Consider the following 21,568-nt stretch of genomic DNA (forward strand, 5'->3'; position numbering starts at 1 on the left):
CCAGGCATGCGGCCAACCTTGCGGCCGGCGGCATGGTCTGGCTTTATTTTGCTGCAAACATCGCGCGCGCGGTCTTCAGCATCTGCTGGCAGAAGCCCCACTCGTTGTCGTACCAGGCCAGCACTTTCACCATGTTGCCGCCGGTGACCTTGGTCAGGCTGGCGTCGAAGATGGAGCCTTCGGTGCTGTGGTTGAAGTCGCTGGAAACCAGCGGCAGGGTGTTGTAACCCAGCGTACCCTTCATGCTGCCTTCGGACGCGGCCTTGACGATCTCGTTGATCTCGTCCTTGGTGGTGTCGCGGGACGCGGTGAAGGTCAGGTCAACCAGCGACACGTTGATGGTCGGCACGCGCACCGAGAAACCGTCCAGGCGGCCTTTCAGTTCCGGCAGCACCAGGCCGACGGCCTTGGCGGCGCCGGTCTTGGTCGGGATCAGGTTGTCGGTGGCGGAACGGGCGCGGCGCAGGTCCTTGTGACGCACGTCGGTCAGCACCTGGTCGTTGGTGAAGGCGTGAATGGTGGTCATCAGGCCCTTCTTGATGCCGATGGCGTCGTTCAGCGCCTTGGCCACCGGGGCCAGGCAGTTGGTGGTGCAGGACGCGTTGGACACCACGGTCATGTCGGCGGTCAGCACGTCGTGGTTGACGCCGTAGACGATGGTGGCGTCAACGTCGTCGCCGCCCGGGGCCGAGATCAGCACCTTCTTGGCGCCGGCGTTGATGTGTGCCTGGCACTTTTCCTTGCTGGTGAAGGCACCGGTGCATTCCAGTACCAGATCCACCTGCAGTGCGTCCCACGGCAGTTCGGCCGGGTTGCGGGTGGAGAAGAACGGGATGCGGTCGCCGTTGACGATCAGCGTGTTTTCGTCGTGGCTGACTTCGGCGGCAAAGCGGCCGTGCACGGTGTCGAACTTGGTCAGGTGCGCGTTGGTGGCCAGGTCGCCGGAGGCGTTGACGGCCACGATTTCGAAATCGTTGCGCAGGTTGTATTCGTAGATCGAACGCAGCGCCTGGCGGCCGATACGGCCGTAGCCGTTGATCGCGATGCGGATGGTCATAATTTTCTCTCCCAAGAAAATGTGAAACGGCCGTCCCTCTTAGCGGGGACGGCCTGAGTGTTATGCGCGGATGACGTTCTTGGTGGTGGCGACGACATTTTCCACGGTAAAGCCGAATTCCTTGAACAGCACGCCAGCCGGTGCGGATTCGCCGAAGTGGTCGATACCGATCACTTCGCCTTCCAGGCCGACATACTTGCGCCAGCCGTCGGTGACGCCGGCTTCGATGGCGATGCGCGGCACGCCGGCCGGCAGCACGCTGGCCTGGTAGGCCTTGTCCTGCTTGTCGAAGGCGTTGGTGCACGGCATCGACACCACGCGTACGGCGATGCCGTCGCCGGCCAGGACTTCCTGTGCCTTCAGCGCCAGTTCCACTTCCGAGCCGGTGGCGATCAGCACCGCCTGCGGGTCTACCGCATCGCGCAGCACGTAGCCGCCCTTCTTCACGCCGGCGATCTGTGTCGCGTCACGGCTGACGAAGGGCAGGTTCTGGCGGCTGAAGATCAGGCACGACGGGTGGTCCTTGGCGGCCAGCGCGTCGGCCCACGCCACCATCGATTCCACGGTGTCGCACGGACGCCATACCGCCATGTTCGGGATCAGGCGCAGGGTGGCGATCTGTTCCACCGGCTGGTGGGTCGGGCCGTCTTCGCCCAGACCGATGGAGTCGTGGGTGAACACGAATACCGGGTTGATCTTCATCAGCGCCGCCATACGCAGTGCATTGCGCGCGTATTCGCTGAACATCAGGAAGGTGGCGCCGAACGGCTTCACGCCGCCGTGCAGGGCCAGACCGTTCATGATCGCGGCCATGCCGAATTCGCGCACGCCGTAGTGGATGTAGTTGCCGCCGGCTTCGGCGGTGACGGCGACCGAACCCGGCCAGTTGGTCAGGTTGGACGGCGTCAGGTCGGCGGAGCCGCCCAGCAGTTCCGGCAGCACTTCGGCCAGTGCGGCGATGGCGTTCTGCGACGCCTTGCGGGTGGCGATGGTCTCGCCCTTGTCGTTAGCGGCGGCGATCTTGGCGGCGACGTGCGCGTCCCAGCCGGCCGGCAGCTCGCCGGCCATGCGGCGGGTGTACTCGGCGGCCAGTTCCGGATGCGCGGCGGCGTAGTCGGCGAACAGCTGGTTCCAGCCGGCTTCCAGCTCGCTACCCTTGGCGCGGTAGTTCCACGCGTCGTAGATGTCCTGCGGGATCACGAACGGCTCGTACGCCCACTTCAGGTTGGCGCGCGCGGCGGCGATTTCGGCGCTGCCCAGCGGGGCGCCGTGCACGTCGTGGCCGCCCTGCTTGTTCGGCGCGCCCTTGCCGATCACGGTCTTGCAGCAGATCAGCGTTGGCCGCGCGGTTTCCTTCTTCGCGGTGGCGATGGCGATCTGCAGCTCTTCGGCGTCGTGGCCGTCGACGTGGCGGATCACCTGCCAGCCGTAGGCTTCGAAACGGGCCGGGGTGTCGTCGGTGAACCAGCCTTCGACGTCGCCGTCGATGGAGATGCCGTTGTCGTCATAGAACGCGATCAGCTTGCCCAGGCCCCAGGTGCCGGCCAGCGCGCAGGCTTCGTGGCTGATGCCTTCCATCATGCAGCCGTCACCGAGGAAGGTGTAGGTGTGATGGTCGACAACCGGGAAACCGTCGCGGTTGAATTCGGCGGCGAGGATCTTCTCGGCCAGCGCCATGCCCACCGCGTTGCTGATGCCCTGGCCCAGCGGGCCGGTGGTGGTTTCCACGCCCGGTGCGTAGCCGTACTCCGGGTGCCCCGGGGTCTTGCTGTGCAGCTGGCGGAAATTCTTGAGATCGTCGATCGAAAGGTCGTAGCCCGAGAGATGCAGCAGGCTGTAGAGGAGCATGGAGCCGTGCCCGTTGGAGAGCACGAAGCGGTCGCGGTTGGACCAGTCTGGATTGACAGGGCTATGCTTCAGGTGATCGCGCCACAGTACTTCGGCGATATCCGCCATGCCCATCGGGGCGCCGGGGTGACCGGATTTGGCCTTTTCCACCGCGTCCATCGACAGGAAGCGCACGGCATTGGCAAGCTCGGTTCGGGAGACCATTCGGGAAGAACCTCAATTTGTAGGGAACCGGAACAACAGTGACACCATCGCTTTTGCCGACGGGGTAACCGTTGCGAAATCATGGAATTATCGCTGAATTCGGCCTTTTCAGGCAAGGTTGGCCGCAGGCTGCGGCACGGCAAAGGGCGTGATTTTCGGCAGAAAGGTGGTGCCAGCAGGTATAACCATGCCAATGGTGAGTCGTTTGCCGGGGCTTATGCCGCCACTGTGCACAGGCGGATGGCCGTCACATCAACAACAGGGGAGTTGTCAGCCGTGGAGTCCGTATCCATTCCGGTGCCGCACAAGGTGCCGTTTCGCCAGGGTGCCACCTGGATCCAGCATGCGTTTTTCCTGGTGCGCGAACAGCCGCTGACCTGGCTGCTGTTTGCCGCGATGTACGGCATGATCCAGCTCACCGTGGCGGCGCTGCCGGTGGTCGGCCAGTTCCTGAGCATGGTGCTGGTGCCGGTGTTCGCCGGCGGCTTCGTGCTGGCGGCGGCCAAGGCGATGCGCGGCGAGCAGCTGCGCCCGCTGGACCTGTTCCTGATGCTGAAGCCGCACTGGCAGCGGCTGGTGATGCTGGGCATCGCCTACTTCGGCCTGCTGGTGCTGTTGCTGATGATGATGGCGGTGCTGCTGTTGCTGCTGTTCGGCGACACGCTGCAGACCGGGCAGGCGTTCGAGCGCTCGCCGGTGCTGATGCTGCTGATGACGCTGCTGATGGGCGGTAGCCTGTTCGTCGCGTCGCTGAGCTACTGGTTCGCGCCGGCGGAAATCGTGCTGCGCGACGGCGAGCCGCTGCCGGCGATGCGCTACAGCGCGCGCGCCGGCATGGCGAACTGGGGCGCGATGCTGTACTGCGGCCTGATTCTGGCGGTGCTGTTCGGGCTGGCGCTGCTGCCGTTCGGCCTTGGCCTGCTGCTGTGGCTGCCGGTGATGTTCGTCACCGTGTTCATGGCCTGGCACGATGTCTGCGGTGACGGCATGCCGCGCCACCGTTAGACGGTCACGGGCGCGGTTGCGGCCAACCTTGCGCCGGCCGTGCCGTGCCGCACCCTGTCAGGCGCAGGCGTTGTGGCGGCGCATGTCCAGGTGCAGGATGCCGCCGTCGTCGTAGGGCTCGGACAGCACCACGAAGCCGAGACCCTCGTAGAAGCGCTGCAGCGAGGCCTGCGCCGACAGCATGATGGCGCGCCCCGGATACAGCTGCTCGCAGTGGTGGATCGCCTGCTGCACCAGCTGCCGCCCCAGCCCGCCGCCACGGCGGTAGGGCGCGATCACCACCCGGCCGATGGCCACCGCGTCCGGATACTTGACGCCCGGCGCCAGCAGCCGGGCGTAGGCCACCAGCTGCTCGCTGCCGTCGCGGCCGCTGAGATGCCAGCAGCGCTGGTCGAGACCGTCCAGATCGCCGTAGATCGACTGCTGCTCCACCACGAACACCTGATCGCGCAGCTGCAGCACCTCGTACAGCTGCTGCACGCTGAAATCGCCAAAACCGTGGCAGTGCCACTTCACTTGACTTGCCATAGTACAATTTGCCCCATTGCCAGTTTTGTGACCCACACCATAGCACGATGTGCTGACTGCACGCCGTACGGACCCTTATGAATCACGACGATCTGTTTGCCGGCACGCTGCCCGACGCCAGCGTGCCCCCTGCCCCGCCCGCGCCGCCGGCGGCCGATCTGGTCGACGACGACGGCCAGCTGGCGCTCGACCTGTACGCCGAGCGCGCCTATCTCGAATACGCGATGAGCGTGGTCAAGGGCCGCGCGCTGCCGGAGGTGGCCGACGGCCAGAAGCCGGTGCAGCGCCGCATCCTGTACGCGATGCGCGACATGGGCCTGGTGCACGGCGCCAAGCCGGTGAAATCGGCGCGCGTGGTCGGCGAAATCCTCGGTAAATACCATCCGCACGGCGACAGCTCCGCCTACGAGGCGCTGGTGCGCATGGCGCAGGACTTCACCCTGCGCTACCCGCTGATCGACGGCCAGGGCAACTTCGGCTCGCGCGACGGCGACGGCGCCGCGGCGATGCGTTACACCGAAGCGCGGCTGACCCCGATCGCCGAGCTGCTGCTGGGCGAGATCGACATGGGCACCGTCGACTTCGTGCCCAACTACGACGGCGCCTTCGAGGAGCCGGCACTGCTGCCGGCGCGCCTGCCGATGATGCTGCTCAACGGCGCCTCCGGCATCGCGGTGGGCATGGCCACCGAGATCCCGCCGCACAACCTGAAGGAAGTCGCCTCCGCCGCGCTGGCGCTGCTGGCCGATCCGGACATGAGCACCGCCGAGCTGATGCAGCACGTGCCGGGGCCGGATTTCCCCGGCGGCGGCCAGATCATCACCGCCCACGACGACATCCTCGCCGCCTATGAGGTTGGCCGCGGCAGCGTGCGCGTGCGCGCCAAGTGGGAGGTGGAAAAACTGGCGCGCGGCCAGTGGCGCATCATCGTCAGCCAGCTGCCGCCCGGTTCCAGCGCGCAGAAGGTGCTGGCCGAGATCGAGGAAGCCACCAACCCGAAGCTGAAATCCGGCAAGAAGGCGCTGACCCAGGAACAGCAGAACCTGAAGAGCCTGATGCTGTCGCTGCTCGACCGCGTGCGCGACGAATCCGACAGCGAGCAGCCGGTGCGGCTGGTGTTCGAACCGAAATCCAGCCGCCAGGACCCGGACGAGTTCATCAACATCCTGCTGGCGCAGACCAGCCTGGAAGGCAACGCCTCGATGAACCTGGTGATGATCGGCCTGGACGGCCGTCCGGCGCAGAAGGGGCTGAAAGCCATCCTCGCCGAGTGGCTGTCCTTCCGCCAGCACACCATCACCCGTCGCCTCAACTACCGTCTCGGCCAGGTCGACAAGCGCATCCACATTCTCGAAGGGCGCATGATCGCCTTCATCCACATCGATGAAGTGATCCGCGTGATCCGCGAATCGGACGAGCCGAAGCCGGACCTGATCAAGGCCTTCGGCCTGTCCGAGGCACAGGCGGAAGACATCCTCGAGATCCGCCTGCGCCAGCTGGCGCGGCTGGAAGGCTTCAAGCTGGAGAAGGAGCTGGCCGACTTGCGCAAGGAGCGCGACAACCTGCGCCACCTGCTGTCCAGCGAGGCGGCACTGCGCGGGCTGATGGCCGAGGAAATCCGCAGCGATGCGGTGAAATACGGCGACGCGCGCCGCAGCGAGATCAAGGTCGCCGAGCGCGCGGTGCTGACGCAAACCACCGCCGACGAGCCGGTGACGGTGATCCTGTCGCAGAAGGGCTGGATCCGCGCCCGCGTCGGCCACAACGTCGACCTGTCGGCGCTGACCTTCAAGGACGGCGACGGCCTGCACACCGTGGTGGAGACGCGCACGGTGTGGTCGCTGATCGTGCTCGACAGCCGCGGCCGCGCCTACACCATCGACCCCGCCGACGTGCCGACCGGGCGCGGCGACGGCGTGCCGGTGGCCAGCCTGGTCGAGCTGCAGGACGGCGCAAAGCCGGCGCAGCTGTTGTCGGCGCCGGACGCCACCCGCTACGTGGTGGCCGGCAGCGGCGGCTACGGCTTCATCGCCAAGCTCGGCGACATGAGCGGCCGCGTCAAGGCCGGCAAGGCCTTCCTGACCCTGGACGCCGGCGAGACGGTGCTGGCGCCGGTGCGCATTGCGGCCAACCTTGACGGCCTGCGCCTGGTGGCCGCCAGCGACGGCGGCCGTGCGCTGGCGTTCCCGGCCGGCGAGCTGAAGGAGCTGGCCAAGGGCCGCGGCCTGATGCTGATGTCGCTGGCCGCGGGCGAGGCGCTGACCGCCATCGGGCTGGTGGCCGGTGACAAGGCGTTGCTGGCGACGCTGTCGGTACGCGGCAAGAGCGCGGACGAGAAGCTGGCGCTGGCCGAGTTCGACGGCAAGCGCGGCGCCAAGGGCAAGCTGCTGCCGAAGAAATGGACGGTCGGCGCCATCCGCCAGCCGGACTGAACGCGATGACGCCGCCGCCCGCCGCGCTGTTGTCGACCCGCAAGGCGCTGCGCTTTTTCAACCTGTTCCGCATCGCGCTGGTGGCGGTGCTGCTGCTGATGACGCAGTGGGTGCTGCCGGCGCAGGCGCTGGATCACGCTGCGCTGTGGCTGTGGGCGCTGGCCTACGCCGCGCTGGTGGTGGCCGGGGCGGTGGTCGGCCGCCTGGCGCTGCCGCTGTCGTGGCTGCTGACGGCGACGCTGGCTGCCGACATCGTGCTGATCAGCAGTTTTACCCATCTCTACGGCGGCGTGAAAAGCGGCTTCGGCATGCTGCTGCTGCCCTTCCTGGCGGTGGCCGGCATGCTGGTCAGTGGCCGGCTGGCGCTGTTCTACGCCGCGCTGGCCACCTTCAGCCTGTTCGCCAGCGTGGCGCTGAACGCCTGGCACGGCGGGCTGGACAGCAACCAGCTGCTGCAGGCGGCGCTGCTGGCGATCGCCGGCTTCGTCACCAGCGCCACCACCTGGCTGCTGTCGCGCAAGGCGCGGCAGTCGGAGCTGCTGGCGGCGCTGCGCGGCAGCCAGCTGGCCAGCCTCAACCGCGTCAACGCGCTGGCGCTGCAGGCGCTGCGCGAGGCGGTGCTGGTGCTGGACGCGCAGGGCGTGCTGCGCCAGTTCAACGCCACCGCCAGCCGCCTGCTCGGCGATTTGCAGCGCGACCGGCTGCAGCCGGTGCTGCAGCCGCTGATCCGGCGCTGGCACCTGCAGGGCATGCCGCTGCAGGAACAGGAAATCGACCTGGTGCTGCGCGGCCAGCAGCTGATCGGGCGCATGGTGCCGCTGGCGGAGGACGACAGCCTGCTGCTGGTGGTGTTCCTGCAGCCGGCGGAACAGCTGGCCGCCGAGGCGCAGCAGCTGAAGCTGGCGGCGCTGGGGCGGCTGACCGCCAATATCGCGCACGAAATCCGCAACCCGCTGGCGGCGATCAGCCACGCCGCCGAGCTGCTGGGCGAGGAGGCGGTGGCGCCGGTGACGCAGCGGCTGAGCGGCATGGTGCGCGACAACTGCGCGCGCATCGAGCATCTGGTGGCCGAGGTGCTGCAGCTGGGCCGCCGCGACCGCGTGCACGGCGAGGTGTTCCTGCTACGCCCGTTTGTCGACGAGTTGATCGCCAGCTTCCTGCTGGCGCACCCGGAATACCACGGCCGCCTCGGCTGGCAGGTGGAGACCACGGTGGCGGTGCGCTTCGACCGCAGCCACCTGCAGCGCATCCTCACCAACCTGCTGGCCAATGCCTGCCGCCACGGCAGCGCGCAGCCGGGCGCGGTGCAGCTGGTGGCCACCGCGCAGCGGCTGACGGTGCTGGACGACGGCCCCGGCCTGTCCGAGGCGGCGCAGGGCCGCCTGTTCGAACCCTTCTTCACCACCGAAAGCAGCGGCACCGGCCTCGGCCTGTACATCGCGCGCGAGCTGGCCCAGGCCAACGGCGCGCAGCTGTCCTACCAGCCGCCCGGCGGCTGTTTTCAACTGACCTTCCCGGAAAGCCATGACCCCGACCACTTCCTGCGTACTGATCGTTGACGACGAGCCGGACCTGCGCGAGCTGCTGCAGCTGACCCTGCTCAAGATGGGGCTGCAGGTGCTGGCGGCGGCCAACGTTGCCGATGCCTGTCGCCTGCTGGCGCGCGAGCGCTGCGACCTGGTGCTCACCGACATGCGGCTGCCGGACGGCGAAGGGCTGCAGGTGGTGCAGTACATCCAGCAACAGCAGCTGGACATCCCGGTGGCGGTGATCACCGCCTACGGCAGCACCGAGAACGCGGTGGCGGCGATGAAGGCCGGCGCCTTCGACTACCTGGCCAAGCCGCTGAGCCTGGCCGCGCTGCGTGCGCTGGTGAAGTCGGCGCTGGCGGTGCGCGAGCCGGCCGCCACGGCCGCCGGCGGCAGCGAACCACGGCTGCTGGGCGGCGCGGCGGCGATCTGCGACGTGCGCGCGATGATAGACAAGCTGGCGCGGACGCAGGCGGCGGTGCACATCAGCGGCGAGTCCGGCACCGGCAAGGAGCAGGCGGCGCGGCAGATCCACGAGCAGAGCGCGCGTTGCGGCCAACCTTTTGTCGCGGTGAACTGCGGCGCGATTCCGGAAGCGCTGATGGAAAGCGAGTTCTTCGGTTACCGCAAGGGCGCCTTCACCGGCGCCGATGCCGACCGCGACGGCTTCTTCCAGCTCGCCCACGGCGGCACGCTGTTCCTCGACGAGGTCGCCGACCTGCCGCTGGCGATGCAGGTCAAGCTCTTGCGCGCGATCCAGGAAAAAAAGGTGCGCCGGCTGGGCGCGGCGCAGGAAGAGGCGGTCGACGTGCGCCTGCTCAGCGCCACCCACCACGATCTGGTGCAGCTGGTGGAGCAGGGTCGCTTCCGCCAAGACCTGTACTACCGCCTCAACGTGATCGGGCTGGCGATGCCGCCGCTGCGCGAGCTGCGCGACGACCTGCCGCAATTCGTCGCCCGCCTGCTGCAGCGTTTCAGCGCCGGCAGCGCGCTGCCGCAGCTGGAGGACGCCGCGCTGCAGGCGCTGCTGGCCTACCACTACCCCGGCAACTTCCGCGAGCTGGAGAACATCCTGGAGCGGGCGGTGGCGCTGGCCAGCGACGGCTGCATTTGCGCCGGCGACCTGCAGCTGGGCGCCAGCGGCGCGGAGGCGGCGCTGCCCGGCGCGCAGCCGCAGGACGGCGGCGAGACGCTGCAGGACTACCTTGACCGCGTCGAGCGCGCCGCCATCGACAAGGCGCTGCAGGCCAGCGACGGCAACCGCACCCAGGCGGCGCGGCTGCTCGGCGTCAGCTTCCGTTCGCTGCGCTACCGGCTGGAGCGGCTGGGCATGAAGTGAGCGCCGGCGCCGCAGTGTTGCGGCCAACCCTGGCCGCATGAAAAAGGCGTTACCGCTGCGGTAACGCCTTTTTGCTGCCTTGTTGCTGTCGTGCGCGGCGGCTTACACGTGGAAGCGTGCCACCGACTGCCGCAGTTGCTGCGCCATCGCCGTCATCTCGCAGGCCGCCAGCGAGGCATCGTGCGCCTTCTGGTGATTCTGGTCGGCCTGCTGCGCCACCCGCTCCACATTGTGGGCGATGTCGAAGCTGGCGGTGCTCTGCTCGCGCAGCGCGTCGGAGATGCCGGCCACCGCCAGTTCCACCTGCTTGGCGCCGTCGCGGATGCTCTGCAGGCTGGCACCGGCCTCGCCGGCCGATTTCACCCCCGCCTCCACCTGCAGCACGCCGCTGCTCATGCTGTCCACCGCCTCGCGCGCCTCGCTCTGGATGCGGCCAACGGTGTCGCTGATTTCCAGCGTCGACTGCGTGGTGCGCTCGGCCAGCTTGCGTACCTCGTCGGCGACCACGGCAAAGCCGCGGCCCATCTCGCCGGCGCGCGCCGCCTCGATCGCCGCGTTCAGCGCCAGCAGGTTGGTCTGCTCGGCGATGTCGCGGATCACCGTCACCACGCGGCTGATCTGCTCCGAGCGCTCGCCCAGCTGGGTGACGGTGGCGGCGGTGCTGCCCGACGCCGCCGCGATCTCGCGCATGGTCTGTACCGTGCGGCTGACGGTGGCCTCGCCACTGCGCGATACCTCGTCCGACTGCACCGCCAGCTCGCGTGCGCTGCCGGCGTGCTGGTTGACCTGCTGGATGCTCTGCGTCATTTCCTCGACGCAGGCGGCCATCGCCGACACCGCCGCGCTCTGTTCGCGCGAGCTGCCGGACACGTCGTCGGACAGCGCCGCCAGGTTCTGCGCGTTGTGCGCCAGGCTGTCCACGCTCTGGTTCACCTCGCTGATCAGCTGGCGCAGCGCCTGGCACATGTGGTTGCTGGCGGCCAGCACCTCGCCGATCTCGTCGCGGCGGCTGCTGTCGATGCGCACTGTCAGGTCGCCGGAGGCGACGCGGCGCGAGATGTCCACCAGCTGTGCCAGCGGGCGGCTGACCCAGTAGCGCATGGAAAAGTACACCAGGACCACCAGCAGCAGCGTTACCAGCAGTGTGCCGAGCAGCATCTTCAGCTGCATCTCGTGCGGCTCGCGCACCAGCTCGTCCTGGTAGGCGCCGGTGGCCACCAGCCAGCCCCAGCGCTCATAGGTGAGGAAGGTGGCCAGCTTGCGGCGCGGCTCGCTGGCGCCCGGGTCCAGCCACAGGTAGCTGCTCTGCCCGTTTTTCTGCGCCAGCATGGTCTTGATGAAGGGGTTGCCGTCGGCGTCGGTCTTGTCCAGCAGGTTCTTGCCGGCCGCCGACGGGTGGATCAGCAGCTCGCCGGGGCGCTGTTTTGCATCCACCACGTACACGTAGCCGCTGTCGCCGATCTTCAGCGACAGGATCTTCTGCTTCAGCGCCTGCAGCCCGTCGCTGTAGTCGATGCCGGCGAACATGGCGCCGACCACCGCGCCGCTGCCATCCTTCAGCGGCAGGTAGTGGGTCATGTAGTCGCGGCCGAACAGGTTGGCGGTGCCGGTATACGGCTGGCCGCTACGCAGCAGCGGGTAGGCGGGGTGGTCGTGGTCGAGGCGGGTGGCGACGGCGCGGGTGCCGTCCTCCTTTTTCAGCGACGAGGCGATGCGCACGAAGTCGTCGCCCTCGCGCACGAACAGCGTCGCCACGCCGCGGGTGGCAACGCTGAAGCGGTCGACGATGGCCTCGTTGCCGTTGAGCAGCTGCTCGCCGCCGTACAGCGCCGGGGTGCTGACGCCGCTGACGCTGACCGGGGCGCTGCTGTCGTTGCGCAGCGGCTGCGGCAGGTTGGCCGCCAGCTGCGCCGCGCTGTTGCGGGCATTGTTTTCCAGCACGCTGGCGTAGGCGTCGATGGTGTCCACCACCTGCTGGTTGGTCTGGCTCATGGCGGCGACCGAGCGCTGCTCCATGCGCTCGCCGAGCCAGCTGCTGATGACGATCCCGGCGATACCGAGAACCACGAAAAGGGCGATGCTCAGCAACAGGCTGAGCTTTTGGGCCAGAGACAATCCGGCGAGTTGCAGACGGGGCATGGCGACATCCGGTGGTGGTGGGTGGTTGTTGTCATAAAAAAGCCTTGTTATGGCAACAATGGGCCGGATGCTAGCCGTGGCGTGACGATGACATGTTGATTTTTGTCAACTGCGACTGCTTATCCTTTTGATTGGAAAGATTTTTCTCAAACGCGCGCCGCACTGCGCATCAGGCTGCGCTTTCGCCGACGATGGTGGCACAAGCTGCCAACAAGGCGGCAAAGGCGTCCACCGCGGCATGGCGCTGCTGGCGGCGGCGGATCAGCACGGTGTCGGCGATGGCGATATCGTCCGGCAGCGCGTGGCAGGTCACGCTGTCGCCGGCCGGCATGCAGGCCAGCAGCGCCTGCGGCACCAGCGCCAGCCCCATGCCGCTGGCGGCGCAGCTGATCATCGCGTGGTAGGAATCCAGCTCCACGATGCGGTCCACCGCGCAGCCGCTATGGCGCAGCCACCGCTCCAGCCGCTGGCGGTAGGCGCAGCCGCTGTCGAAGGCCAGCAGCGTGTGTGGCCGGTCTTCCAGCAGCGGCGGCCGCCCGCGCGCGCCGATCAGCAGCAGCGTCTCGCGGCAGAACGGCTGGCTTTCCAGCCGCGCGTCCTCCACCGGGCCGCACACCAGGGCGCAGTCGAGCGTGCCGGCCAGTACCTCGGCAATCAGCCGCGCGGTGGCGCCGGTGCGCAGCTCCAGCTGCACCGCCGGATAGCGCTGGTGGAAGTCGGCCAGCAGCGGCGGCAGCCGCACCGCGGCGGTGTTTTCCATCGCCCCCAGCCGCAGCTGGCCTTGCGGCGCGTTGCTGATCACCGCGTCGCGCGCCTCCTGCGCCAGCCCCAGCAGCTGGCCGGCGTAATCCTGCAGGATACGTGCCGCCGGCGTCGGCTGCAGCCGCTTGCCCTCGCGCTGGAACAGGCTGACGCCGAGGTCGTCTTCCAGCTGGCGGATACGGGTGGTGATGTTGGACTGCACGCGGTTGAGGCGGCGCGCGGCGGCGGTGATGCCGCCTTCCTGCAGCACCGCCTGGAAAATGGCGAGGTCACCGAGATCCATGATCGTTCTCTCTATGAGATGATTTTGATCATGTTAATTCATTTTTCAGGATGGGCGCGCTGCGGCATAGTGGGCGCCTGATTGTCGTTGCCGAAAGCCTGCCATGCCCCCTGCCGTCCCGCGTCGCGGTTATGTCTACATCCTGGCCTGCGTGCTGTTGTGGAGCAGCTTCATGCTGATCGCCCGCCTCGGCGGCAAGACGCCGCTGACGCCGTTCGACGTGCTGGCACTGCGGCTGGCCACCGCCAGCGCGGTGCTGTGCTGGCTGCCGAAGCCGCCGGCCGCCGCGTGGCGCGACGCGTCGATGTGGGGGCTGGCGCTGATCGGCTGCGTCGCCTTCTGCCTGCTGTGCTACGGTGCGGTGCGCTGGGTGCCGGCGGCGCACCTGGCCTTGCTGGTGGCCGGCCTGCAGCCGTTTTTGCTCGCCTTGCTGCTGCTGTTGTGGCGGCAAGGTTGGCCGCAACGCGCGACGTGGCCGGGCTACGCGCTGATGGCGCTGGGCTTGCTGTTACTGGCGTGGCCGCTGTTCGCCGGCCAGGCGGCGCCGGGGCAGTGGCTGGGCGACGGCATGCTGCTGCTGGCCGGTGTGTTGTGGGCGCTGTACGCGCTGCTGGCCAAGCGGCGGCCGTATGATGCGTGGCAGATGACCAGCTTCGTCACGCTGGCGTCGGCGTTGCTGTACTTGCCGGTGTACCTGTTGTGGCTGCCGAAGGGGCTGGCGCAGACGGCGTGGCCGGTGATCGCCGGCCAGGCGCTGTTTCACGGCATCAGCCCGGCGATTGTCGCCATGCTGTGCTATCTGCGCGCGGTGGCGCTGCTGGGGCCGTCGCGGGTGGCGGCCTTGATGGCGCTGATCCCGGTGGTGGCCGGGGTGGCGGCGGTGCCGCTCTTGCACGAGCCGCTGACGCCGGCGCTGGCCGGTGCGTTGTTGAGTGTGTCGCTGGGCGCGTGGTGGGTGGCGCGTCCGGTATCTGTGGAATGTGGTCGCGGCTTGCGGCCAACCCTTACCGAGGAAAAACCATGCCGTACGTGAATATCAAGATTACCCGCGAGGGCGCGACGCCAGAGCAGAAGGCGGAACTGATCGCCGGCGTCACCGGCCTGTTGCGCGACGTGCTGGGCAAGAACCCGGCCACCACCGTGGTGGTGATCGACGAGGTCGACACCGACAACTGGGGCATAGGCGGCGAGAGCGTCACCGTGCGTCGCGCGCGCGGCAGCTGAACGATAGCGCCGGCCAAACGACACTGCGGCCAACCTTGGACAAGGTTGGCCGCAGTGTTTTTGCTGCCGGTCTGCGTGTCTGGCGGCGGGTGGCTTAGTACCTGTTCAAAGTCTCGCGAGCTAGAGCGAGACAAGGCGAAAACGACTGAGGAAGCGGAGTTTACGTGGGGTAAATGAGCATTCCGAAGGCGTTTTCAACGCGGTATCGCCGAAGCGCAGCAGACCTTGAACAGGTTCTTACGCCTTGTCCGGCGCCGGGCTGTCCGGCCGTTCGCGCAGCGCCAGCCCCTTCAGCAGGTAGCGCAGGAACTGGTCGCCGCAGGGGCGGAAGTGCTTGTGGTCGGCCTTGCGGAACAGCGCGCTGATCTCGCTGCTGGACACCTTGAAGTCGCTGCGCGCCATCAGCGCCTCGATGTCTTCCTGTTTCAGATCGAAGGCGATGCGCAGCTTCTTCAGGATCTCGTTGTTGTTGAGGCGCAGGAGCGGCGCCGGTGCCGGTGCCGGTGCCGGTGCGCCGTCGCGGCGGCCACGGCGTTCGATGATCAGGCCGTCGAGAAAGGCGCCGAGCAGCTCGTCGCTGCACTGGCGGAACGCCGGGTCGTCGTCCTTCTTCAGCAGCGGCGCGAAGTCGTCGTCGGCCAGCGGCTCGATGTGGCGCAGGATGGCCAGCATGCGGTTGTCGGGGCAATCGATGATGAAGCGCACGCTGCGCAGGATGTCGTTATTGATCATGGGATGTCTTCAGGGTTGGCCGCAGGCGGCCAATATCGGGTTAGGGGGCGAGGCGCTGGCGCAGCCAGCTGCTGTCGGCTTGCAGGGTGTACAGCACGCGGTCGTGCAGGCGGCTGGGGCGGCCCTGCCAGAACTCGACGCGGTCCGGCACCACCGCGTAGCCACCCCAGTGCGGCGGGCGCGGCACCGACAGCGGGTGCTTGAGGCCGAAGCCGGCGGCGCGGCTGACCAGCACCGTCTTGCTGTCGATCACGCTGCTCTGCTCGCTGGCCCAGGCGCCGATGCGGCTGGTGTACGGCCGGCTGGCGAAGTAGGCGTCGGACACCTCGTCCGCCACCCGCGCCACGCGGCCCTCGATGCGCACCTGCCGTTCCAGCTCCGGCCAGAAGAAGGTGAGCGCGAGGTAGGGATTGGCGTCCAGCTGGCGGCCCTTGCGGCTGAGGTAGTTGGTATAGAACACCAGTTGCCCGTGTTCCACCCCTTTCAACAGCACGATGCGCGCCGACGGCCGGCCGTGTTCGTCGACACTGGCGACGTGCATCGCGGTCGGCTCGTTGACCTCGGCGGCGATCGCCTCGTGCAGCCACTGTTCGAACTGGGCAACGGCGTCCGGCAGGCAGTCGTCGGGCGAGAGTTCATGCTGGCTGTATTCCAGGCGGATATCGGCGAGATTGAGCGCCATGGCTGGCTCCTGAATGAATGACGGCAGTGGCCGCAAGGCGGCAAGGTTGGCCGCCATGATACCGCAGGCCGTTGCCGCGATGGGCGCCGCCGCTTGGAACCTGCTCACGATCTGCTGCGCTTCGTGAAACGTTACACGGTGAGTACGGTTTCGGCATGCTTGTTTATATCCGGATAAACGCCGCAGCCGTTTTCGCCTTGTCTCGCGTGAGCGCGCGAGATCGTGAACACGTTCTTACGGCAGCTGCCGCTGCGGCAGCTCGCAAGCGAGGAAATCGACCAGCATGCGCACCTTGGGCGACAGCTGGCGGTTGTGCGGGTACAGCGCCCAGATGCCCTCGTCCGGCTCCTGGTAGGCGCCCAGCAGCGCCACCAGCGCGCCGCTTTGCAGGTGGCGCGCCACGTAGTAGTCCGGCAGCTGCACGATGCCGACCTGCTGCAGCGCGGCGTGCACCAGCGCGTGGCCGCTGTTGCAGCGCAGGCTGCCGCGCACGCGCAGCAGGCGGCGGCGTCCCTGCTCCTGCACATGCCACACCTCGTTGCTGCCGAGCAGGCAGTTGTGCTGCTCCAGCTCCGACAGGCTGTTGGGGATGCCGTGGCGCGCCAGGTAGCCGGGCGCGGCGCAGATGAACTGCCGTCGCGACGCCAGCCGCCGCGCCATCAGCGAGGAGTCGGCGAGGTGGCCGATGCGGATCGCCAGGTCGTAGCCGTCGTGCACCAGGTCCAGCAGCTGGTTGCTGAGATTGAGGTTGATCTCCAGCGCCGGGTATTGCTGGCCGAAGGCGGTGATCAGCGGCGCGATGTGGCTCTCGCCGTAGGCCAGCGGCGCGGTCAGCTTCAGCGTGCCCTGCGGCACCGCCAGATGCTGCGACACCGCGCGCTCGGCGTCGGCCAGCGAATCCAGCAGCTGGCGGCAGTGCTGCAGGTACAGCTGGCCGGTCTCGGTCAGCGTCACGTGGCGGGTGGTGCGGTATAACAGCTGCGCGCCCAGCCGCGTCTCCAGCCGCGTCACCTGGCGACTGACCTGCGCCACCGACAGCGACAGCGCCAGCGCGGCGCGGGTAAAGCTGCCCTGCTCGGCCACGCTGACGAACTCGCACACCCCTTCCCATGCCAGCATTGTTGCTCCCTGTAAAAAATCATTTACCGATAGTGGCGATTATCGGCGAAAAAAGCGGTAATACAATGCCGCTTTAGTCTGTCGCACTCAAAGGAGCACGTCGTGAGCGAGATCATCCAATGCAAGGCCGCGGTGGCCCGGGCCGCCGGCCAGCCACTGTCCATCGAAGACATCGAAGTGATGCCGCCGCAAGCCGGCGAGGTGCGCGTGCGCATCGTCGCCAGCGGCGTGTGCCACACCGACGCCTTCACCCTGTCCGGCGAAGATCCGGAAGGCATGTTCCCCTGCATCCTCGGCCACGAGGGCGGTGGCATCGTGGAATCGGTCGGCGAAGGCGTCACCAGCGTCGCCGTCGGCGACCACGTGATCCCGCTGTACACGCCGGAATGCGGCGAGTGCAAGTTCTGCAAGTCGGGCAAGACCAACCTGTGCCAGAAGATCCGTGCCACCCAGGGCAAGGGCCTGATGCCGGACGGCACCACCCGTTTCCGCAGCAAGGACGGCCAGCCGATCTACCACTACATGGGCACCTCCACCTTCTCCGAGTACACCGTACTGCCGGAGATCTCGCTGGCCAAGGTGAACCCGGCGGCGCCGCTGGAAGAAGTGTGCCTGCTCGGCTGCGGCGTCACCACCGGCATGGGCGCGGTCGTGAATACCGCCAAGGTCAAGCCCGGTGACAGCGTCGCCATCTTCGGCCTCGGCGGCATCGGCCTGTCGGCCATCATCGGCGCGCGCATGGCCGGCGCCGGCCGCATCATCGGCATCGACATCAACGAGGGCAAGTTCGAGCTGGCGAAGAAACTGGGCGCCACCGACGTGATCAACCCGAAAACCTTCGACAAGCCGATCCAGGACGTGATCGTGGAAATGACCGACGGCGGCGTGGATTTCTCCTTCGAGTGCATCGGCAACGTCAACGTGATGCGTTCGGCGCTGGAGTGCTGCCACAAGGGCTGGGGCGAGTCGGTGATCATCGGCGTCGCCGGCGCCGGCCAGGAAATCAGCACCCGTCCGTTCCAGCTGGTCACCGGCCGCGTGTGGCGCGGTTCGGCCTTCGGCGGCGTGCGCGGCCGCTCCGAGCTGCCGGATTATGTCGAGCGTTATCTGAACGGCGAATTCCGCCTCGACGACTTCATCACCCACACCATGCCGCTGCAGGACATCAACACCGCCTTCGATCTGATGCACGAAGGCAAGAGCATCCGCTCGGTGATCCACTACGGCCAGTAAACCATAGTCGGCTGCGGCCAAGGTTGGCCGCAGCCGCCACCGGGAGAGACACCACAGATGAACCTGGAAATGATCAGCAGCAGCAAGAGCTTCGGCGGCTGGCACAAGCAGTACCGCCACGATTCGGCGGTGCTGGGCTGCCGCATGCGCTTTGCCGTCTACCTGCCGCCGCAGGCCGCCAGCGGCCAGCCGGTGCCGGTGCTGTACTGGCTGTCGGGGCTGACCTGCACCGACGAGAATTTCATGCAGAAGGCCGGCGCGCTGCGCGTCGCCGCCGAGCTGGGCATCGCCATCGTGGCGCCGGATACCAGCCCGCGCGGTGACGACGTCGCCGACGACGCCGGCTACGACCTCGGTCAGGGCGCCGGCTTCTACGTCAACGCCAGCGAGGCGCCGTGGATGCGCCACTACCGCATGTACGACTACGTCAGCCAGGAGCTGCCGGCGCTGGTCGCCGCGCACTTCCCGGTCAGCGGCCGTCGCGCCATCGCCGGCCATTCCATGGGCGGTCACGGTGCGTTGGTGTGCGCGCTGAAGCGGCCGCAGGACTACGTGTCGGTGTCGGCATTCAGCCCGATCGCCAACCCGCTCAACGCGCCGTGGGGGCAGAAGGCGTTCAGCGCCTACCTCGGCGATAACCGCGCCGCGTGGCAGGAATGGGACGCCAGCGTGCTGATGGCCGCCGCCACCGCCGACGCGCAGTTGCCGGCACGGGTCGACATCGGTCTTGCCGACGGCTTCCTCGCCGAACAGCTGCAGCCGGAGGCGCTGGAACGCGCCGCCGCCGCCAGCGGCTACCCGCTGCAACTGCACCGTCACGACGGCTACGACCACAGCTACTACTTCATCGCCAGCTTCATCGAGGCGCAGCTGCGCTTCCACGCCGGCCACCTGTTCGCCTGATACAGGTCAAGCGCATTCCTGCAGCCGGGCTGGCCGCCGCGCGGCCAGCCCCTCGGGCGGCAGGTTTTGGGCTAGAATAGCCCGTTTCCCACTGCGGCTTTTCCTTGCACTCATGCACCTGGTTGCCTTTGGACTGAACCACCACACCGCCCCGCTGGCGATACGCGAACGGCTGGCCTTCCCTGCAGAAACCCTGCCGGGCGCCCTGGCGCAGCTGGTGGATTCGCAGGCCGCGCGCGAGGCGACCATCGTCTCCACCTGTAACCGCACCGAGCTGTACTGCGCCACGCAGCAGCCGGACGCGGCACTGGCGTGGCTGGCCAACTACCACGGTCTGAGTCTGGACGAAGTGCGTCCCTACCTGTACCAGCTCGACGCCGCCGAAGCGGCACGCCACGCCTTCCGCGTCGCCTCCGGGCTGGATTCCATGGTGCTGGGCGAAACGCAGATCCTGGGCCAGATCAAAGATGCGGTGCGCACCGCCGAACGCGCCGGCACCCTGGGCAGCCTGCTCAACGGCCTGTTCCAGAAAACCTTTGCCGTGGCCAAGGACGTGCGCAGCCAGACCGCGGTCGGCGCCAGCTCGGTATCGATGGCCGCCGCCGGCGTACGCCTCACCGAGCAGATCTTCGCCTCGGTCGGCGAACTGAAGGTGTTGTTCATCGGCGCCGGCGAGATGATCGAACTGGTCGCCACCCACTACGCCGCACGCAACCCGGCCTGTATCACCGTCGCCAACCGCACGCTGGAGCGTGGCCAGGCACTGGCGGCGCAATTCGGCGGCAACGCCATCACCCTCGCCGAGCTGCCGGACCACCTGCACCACTACGACGTGGTGGTCAGCTCTACCGCCAGCCAGCTGCCCATCATCGGCAAGGGCATGGTCGAGCGCGCCATCAAGGCACGCCGCCACCGCCCGATCTTCATGCTCGACCTCGCCGTACCGCGCGACATCGAGGCCGAAGTCGGCGAGCTGTCCGACGTCTACCTCTACACCGTCGACGACATCGCCGGCATCGTCGAAGTCGGCCAGCAGGCGCGCAGCCAGGCGGCGGAAGAAGCCGAAACCATCATCGCCCACCGCGTCGGCGAATTCACCGACTGGCTCAAGCGCCGCGAAAGCGTGCCGCTGATCCGTGCGCTGCGCGACGAAGCGGAACGCACCCGCCGCAACGCGCTGGAGGCCGCCATGAAACAGCTGGCCAAAGGTGCGCCGCCGGAAAAAGTGCTGGAAGTCCTGTCGGTACAACTGACCAACAAACTGATGCATCCGCCGACGCAGGCGCTGTCTTCCGGCAGCGGCGCGGCGCACGACGCACAGGTGGCGCTGATCGCCAGCCTGTATCGTTTGCACCCGGAGTCGTAATGAAACCCTCGATTGCCGCGAAACTGGCCCAGCTCGATGACCGGCTGGAAGAAGTCACGCAACTGCTGATGTCCGAACAGGCCACCGCCAACATGGACACCTTCCGCAAGCTCACCCGCGAACACGCCGAACTGACCCCGGTGGTCGAGGCGTTCAACGCCTACCGCCAGTGCGAAGCCGACATCGCCACCGCCAGCGAACTGCTGGACGACCCGGACATGAAGGAATTCGCGCAGGAAGAAATCGGCGACGCCAAAAACCGGCTCGCCGCGCTGGATGTCGAGCTGCAGAAACTGCTGCTGCCGAAAGACCCCAACGACGACAAGAACATCTTTCTTGAAATCCGCGCCGGCACCGGTGGCGACGAGGCGGCGCTGTTCGCTGCCGACCTGTTGCGCATGTACACCCGCTTTGCCGAACGCAACCGCTGGCAGGCCGAGATCGTCTCCGCCAGCGAATCCGACCTCGGCGGCTACAAGGAAGTCATCGTGCGCCTGGTCGGCCAGGGTGCCTATTCCAAGCTGAAATTCGAATCCGGCGGCCACCGCGTGCAGCGCGTGCCGGCCACCGAAACCCAGGGCCGCATCCACACCTCCGCCTGCACCGTGGCGGTGATGGCCGAGGCCGACGAGATCGCCGAAGTGGTGCTCAACCCCGCCGACCTGCGCATCGACACCTATCGTGCCAGCGGCGCCGGCGGCCAGCACATCAACAAGACCGACTCCGCGGTGCGCATCACCCACCTGCCCACCGGCATCGTCGCCGAATGCCAGGACGGCCGCTCGCAGCACGCCAACAAGGCCAGCGCGATGCAGGTACTGGCGGCGCGCATCTACGACATCCAGCTGCGCGAGAAGAACCAGAAGGAAGCCGCCGAGCGCAAGAGCCTGATCGGCTCCGGCGACCGCTCCGAACGCATCCGTACCTACAACTACCCGCAGGGCCGCATCACCGACCACCGCATCAATCTCACCCTGTACAAGCTGGATCAGGCGATGGACGGCGATCTGTACGAGCTGACCGACGCGCTGGTGGCCGAACGCCAGGCGGAGCTGCTGGCGCAGTTGTCGGAGGGGAGTTGAGGGAGTGAGCTGGCGGCCGAGGTTGGCCGCAAGAGGCAACAGGAAAGGGCAAGCCAGTGGCTTGCCCTTTTGTCATGGTGAGCAACGGAATGCCTTTGGAA

The 21,568-nt window shown here is 67.5% G+C and carries 18 protein-coding genes; 10 read left to right on the forward strand and 8 right to left on the reverse strand.

The genetic code is table 11. The features are described from left to right. Window positions 1–43: 43 nt before the first annotated feature. Window positions 44–1,057, reverse strand: a complete 1,014-nt coding sequence (gap, locus tag ACG97_RS12680; RefSeq protein ID WP_047967734.1) for a type I glyceraldehyde-3-phosphate dehydrogenase — start codon at window positions 1,055–1,057, stop codon at window positions 44–46. A 60-nt stretch (window positions 1,058–1,117) separates the two neighbouring features. Continuing rightward, the gene (gene tkt, locus ACG97_RS12685; protein ID WP_047967735.1) at window positions 1,118–3,109 is read right to left on the reverse strand and encodes a transketolase; all 1,992 of its coding nucleotides are present in this window, start codon (window positions 3,107–3,109) and stop codon (window positions 1,118–1,120) included. A gap of 276 nt (window positions 3,110–3,385) precedes the next feature. On the opposite strand from tkt, the gene ACG97_RS12690 reads away from it, so the two are divergent. After that, window positions 3,386–4,114, forward strand: a complete 729-nt coding sequence (locus ACG97_RS12690) for a BPSS1780 family membrane protein (RefSeq protein ID WP_053068170.1) — start codon at window positions 3,386–3,388, stop codon at window positions 4,112–4,114. A 57-nt stretch (window positions 4,115–4,171) separates the two neighbouring features. Here the strand turns inward: ACG97_RS12690 and ACG97_RS12695 are convergent, their stop codons facing one another. Next, a complete protein-coding gene (locus tag ACG97_RS12695; protein ID WP_047967737.1) occupies window positions 4,172–4,642 on the reverse strand; it encodes a GNAT family N-acetyltransferase in 471 nt (156 codons plus the stop codon). 77 nt (window positions 4,643–4,719) lie between these two features. Between ACG97_RS12695 and parC the strand changes: the two genes are divergently transcribed. From parC to ACG97_RS12710, 3 genes are read left to right on the forward strand one after another with little or no spacing between them, the layout of a single operon-like run. Continuing rightward, entirely contained in the window at window positions 4,720–7,074 is a 2,355-nt protein-coding gene (gene parC, locus ACG97_RS12700; RefSeq protein ID WP_047967738.1) for a DNA topoisomerase IV subunit A, read from the forward strand. Window positions 7,075–7,079: 5 nt separating this feature from the next. Next, a complete protein-coding gene (locus ACG97_RS12705; protein WP_047967762.1) occupies window positions 7,080–8,633 on the forward strand; it encodes a PAS domain-containing sensor histidine kinase in 1,554 nt (517 codons plus the stop codon). After that, window positions 8,599–9,942 (forward strand): sigma-54 dependent transcriptional regulator, encoded by a 1,344-nt coding sequence (locus tag ACG97_RS12710; RefSeq protein ID WP_047967739.1) that lies wholly within the window; start codon window positions 8,599–8,601, stop codon window positions 9,940–9,942. The genes ACG97_RS12705 and ACG97_RS12710 overlap by 35 nt, the downstream gene beginning before the upstream one ends. A gap of 102 nt (window positions 9,943–10,044) precedes the next feature. Here ACG97_RS12710 and ACG97_RS12715 read toward each other — a convergent pair whose 3' ends face one another. Next, a complete protein-coding gene (locus ACG97_RS12715) occupies window positions 10,045–12,081 on the reverse strand; it encodes a methyl-accepting chemotaxis protein (protein ID WP_082133793.1) in 2,037 nt (678 codons plus the stop codon). A gap of 169 nt (window positions 12,082–12,250) precedes the next feature. Beyond that, window positions 12,251–13,126: a LysR family transcriptional regulator gene (locus tag ACG97_RS12720; RefSeq protein WP_047967741.1), complete on the reverse strand. Its 876-nt coding sequence runs from the start codon at window positions 13,124–13,126 to the stop codon at window positions 12,251–12,253. Between the two features lie 103 nt (window positions 13,127–13,229). On the opposite strand from ACG97_RS12720, the gene ACG97_RS12725 reads away from it, so the two are divergent. Both ACG97_RS12725 and ACG97_RS12730 read left to right on the forward strand, forming a co-directional pair. Further along, window positions 13,230–14,159 (forward strand): DMT family transporter, encoded by a 930-nt coding sequence (locus ACG97_RS12725; RefSeq protein WP_047967742.1) that lies wholly within the window; start codon window positions 13,230–13,232, stop codon window positions 14,157–14,159. Next, window positions 14,147–14,350 (forward strand): 2-hydroxymuconate tautomerase family protein, encoded by a 204-nt coding sequence (locus ACG97_RS12730; protein WP_047967743.1) that lies wholly within the window; start codon window positions 14,147–14,149, stop codon window positions 14,348–14,350. The genes ACG97_RS12725 and ACG97_RS12730 overlap by 13 nt, the downstream gene beginning before the upstream one ends. 237 nt (window positions 14,351–14,587) lie before the next feature. On the opposite strand, the gene ACG97_RS12735 is transcribed toward ACG97_RS12730, so the two are convergent. The 3 genes from ACG97_RS12735 to ACG97_RS12745 all read right to left on the reverse strand — a co-directional run bounded on the left by ACG97_RS12735 (window position 14,588) and on the right by ACG97_RS12745 (window position 16,883). Then, window positions 14,588–15,082 carry a DUF1456 family protein gene (locus tag ACG97_RS12735; protein ID WP_047967744.1) on the reverse strand — a complete coding sequence of 165 codons (495 nt, stop codon included), beginning with the start codon at window positions 15,080–15,082 and terminating at the stop codon, window positions 14,588–14,590. Window positions 15,083–15,122: 40 nt separating this feature from the next. After that, the gene (pdxH, locus tag ACG97_RS12740; protein ID WP_047967745.1) at window positions 15,123–15,764 is read right to left on the reverse strand and encodes a pyridoxamine 5'-phosphate oxidase; all 642 of its coding nucleotides are present in this window, start codon (window positions 15,762–15,764) and stop codon (window positions 15,123–15,125) included. A 234-nt stretch (window positions 15,765–15,998) separates the two neighbouring features. Beyond that, window positions 15,999–16,883 (reverse strand): LysR substrate-binding domain-containing protein, encoded by an 885-nt coding sequence (locus ACG97_RS12745; protein ID WP_047967746.1) that lies wholly within the window; start codon window positions 16,881–16,883, stop codon window positions 15,999–16,001. Window positions 16,884–16,994: 111 nt separating this feature from the next. On the opposite strand from ACG97_RS12745, the gene ACG97_RS12750 reads away from it, so the two are divergent. From ACG97_RS12750 to prfA, 4 genes are all read left to right on the forward strand, one after another. After that, a complete protein-coding gene (locus ACG97_RS12750; protein WP_369793045.1) occupies window positions 16,995–18,116 on the forward strand; it encodes an S-(hydroxymethyl)glutathione dehydrogenase/class III alcohol dehydrogenase in 1,122 nt (373 codons plus the stop codon). 63 nt (window positions 18,117–18,179) lie between these two features. Next, a complete protein-coding gene (gene fghA, locus ACG97_RS12755; RefSeq protein WP_202902778.1) occupies window positions 18,180–19,019 on the forward strand; it encodes an S-formylglutathione hydrolase in 840 nt (279 codons plus the stop codon). Window positions 19,020–19,131: 112 nt separating this feature from the next. Next, window positions 19,132–20,385: a glutamyl-tRNA reductase gene (gene hemA / locus ACG97_RS12760; protein WP_047967749.1), complete on the forward strand. Its 1,254-nt coding sequence runs from the start codon at window positions 19,132–19,134 to the stop codon at window positions 20,383–20,385. Next, window positions 20,385–21,467 carry a peptide chain release factor 1 gene (prfA, locus tag ACG97_RS12765; protein ID WP_047967750.1) on the forward strand — a complete coding sequence of 361 codons (1,083 nt, stop codon included), beginning with the start codon at window positions 20,385–20,387 and terminating at the stop codon, window positions 21,465–21,467. Before hemA ends, prfA begins: the two co-directional genes overlap by 1 nt. The last annotated feature ends 101 nt before the right edge of the window (window positions 21,468–21,568 follow it).

The organism is Vogesella sp. EB (assembly GCF_001037925.1).
Lineage (GTDB): Bacteria > Pseudomonadota > Gammaproteobacteria > Burkholderiales > Chromobacteriaceae > Vogesella > Vogesella indigofera.

What these genes read in the sequence shown, in the direction of transcription:
- gap (WP_047967734.1), bottom strand. Translation starts at nt 1,057, where the DNA reads ATGACCATCCGCATCGCGATCAACGGCTACGGCCGTATCGGCCGCCAG.
- tkt (WP_047967735.1), bottom strand. Translation starts at nt 3,109, where the DNA reads ATGGTCTCCCGAACCGAGCTTGCCAATGCCGTGCGCTTCCTGTCGATG.
- ACG97_RS12695 (WP_047967737.1), bottom strand. Translation starts at nt 4,642, where the DNA reads ATGGCAAGTCAAGTGAAGTGGCACTGCCACGGTTTTGGCGATTTCAGC.
- parC (WP_047967738.1), top strand. Translation starts at nt 4,720, where the DNA reads ATGAATCACGACGATCTGTTTGCCGGCACGCTGCCCGACGCCAGCGTG.
- ACG97_RS12705 (WP_047967762.1), top strand. Translation starts at nt 7,080, where the DNA reads ATGACGCCGCCGCCCGCCGCGCTGTTGTCGACCCGCAAGGCGCTGCGC.
- ACG97_RS12710 (WP_047967739.1), top strand. Translation starts at nt 8,599, where the DNA reads ATGACCCCGACCACTTCCTGCGTACTGATCGTTGACGACGAGCCGGAC.
- ACG97_RS12715 (WP_082133793.1), bottom strand. Translation starts at nt 12,081, where the DNA reads ATGCCCCGTCTGCAACTCGCCGGATTGTCTCTGGCCCAAAAGCTCAGC.
- ACG97_RS12720 (WP_047967741.1), bottom strand. Translation starts at nt 13,126, where the DNA reads ATGGATCTCGGTGACCTCGCCATTTTCCAGGCGGTGCTGCAGGAAGGC.
- ACG97_RS12725 (WP_047967742.1), top strand. Translation starts at nt 13,230, where the DNA reads ATGCCCCCTGCCGTCCCGCGTCGCGGTTATGTCTACATCCTGGCCTGC.
- ACG97_RS12730 (WP_047967743.1), top strand. Translation starts at nt 14,147, where the DNA reads ATGCCGTACGTGAATATCAAGATTACCCGCGAGGGCGCGACGCCAGAG.
- ACG97_RS12735 (WP_047967744.1), bottom strand. Translation starts at nt 15,082, where the DNA reads ATGATCAATAACGACATCCTGCGCAGCGTGCGCTTCATCATCGATTGC.
- pdxH (WP_047967745.1), bottom strand. Translation starts at nt 15,764, where the DNA reads ATGGCGCTCAATCTCGCCGATATCCGCCTGGAATACAGCCAGCATGAA.
- ACG97_RS12745 (WP_047967746.1), bottom strand. Translation starts at nt 16,883, where the DNA reads ATGCTGGCATGGGAAGGGGTGTGCGAGTTCGTCAGCGTGGCCGAGCAG.
- hemA (WP_047967749.1), top strand. Translation starts at nt 19,132, where the DNA reads ATGCACCTGGTTGCCTTTGGACTGAACCACCACACCGCCCCGCTGGCG.
- prfA (WP_047967750.1), top strand. Translation starts at nt 20,385, where the DNA reads ATGAAACCCTCGATTGCCGCGAAACTGGCCCAGCTCGATGACCGGCTG.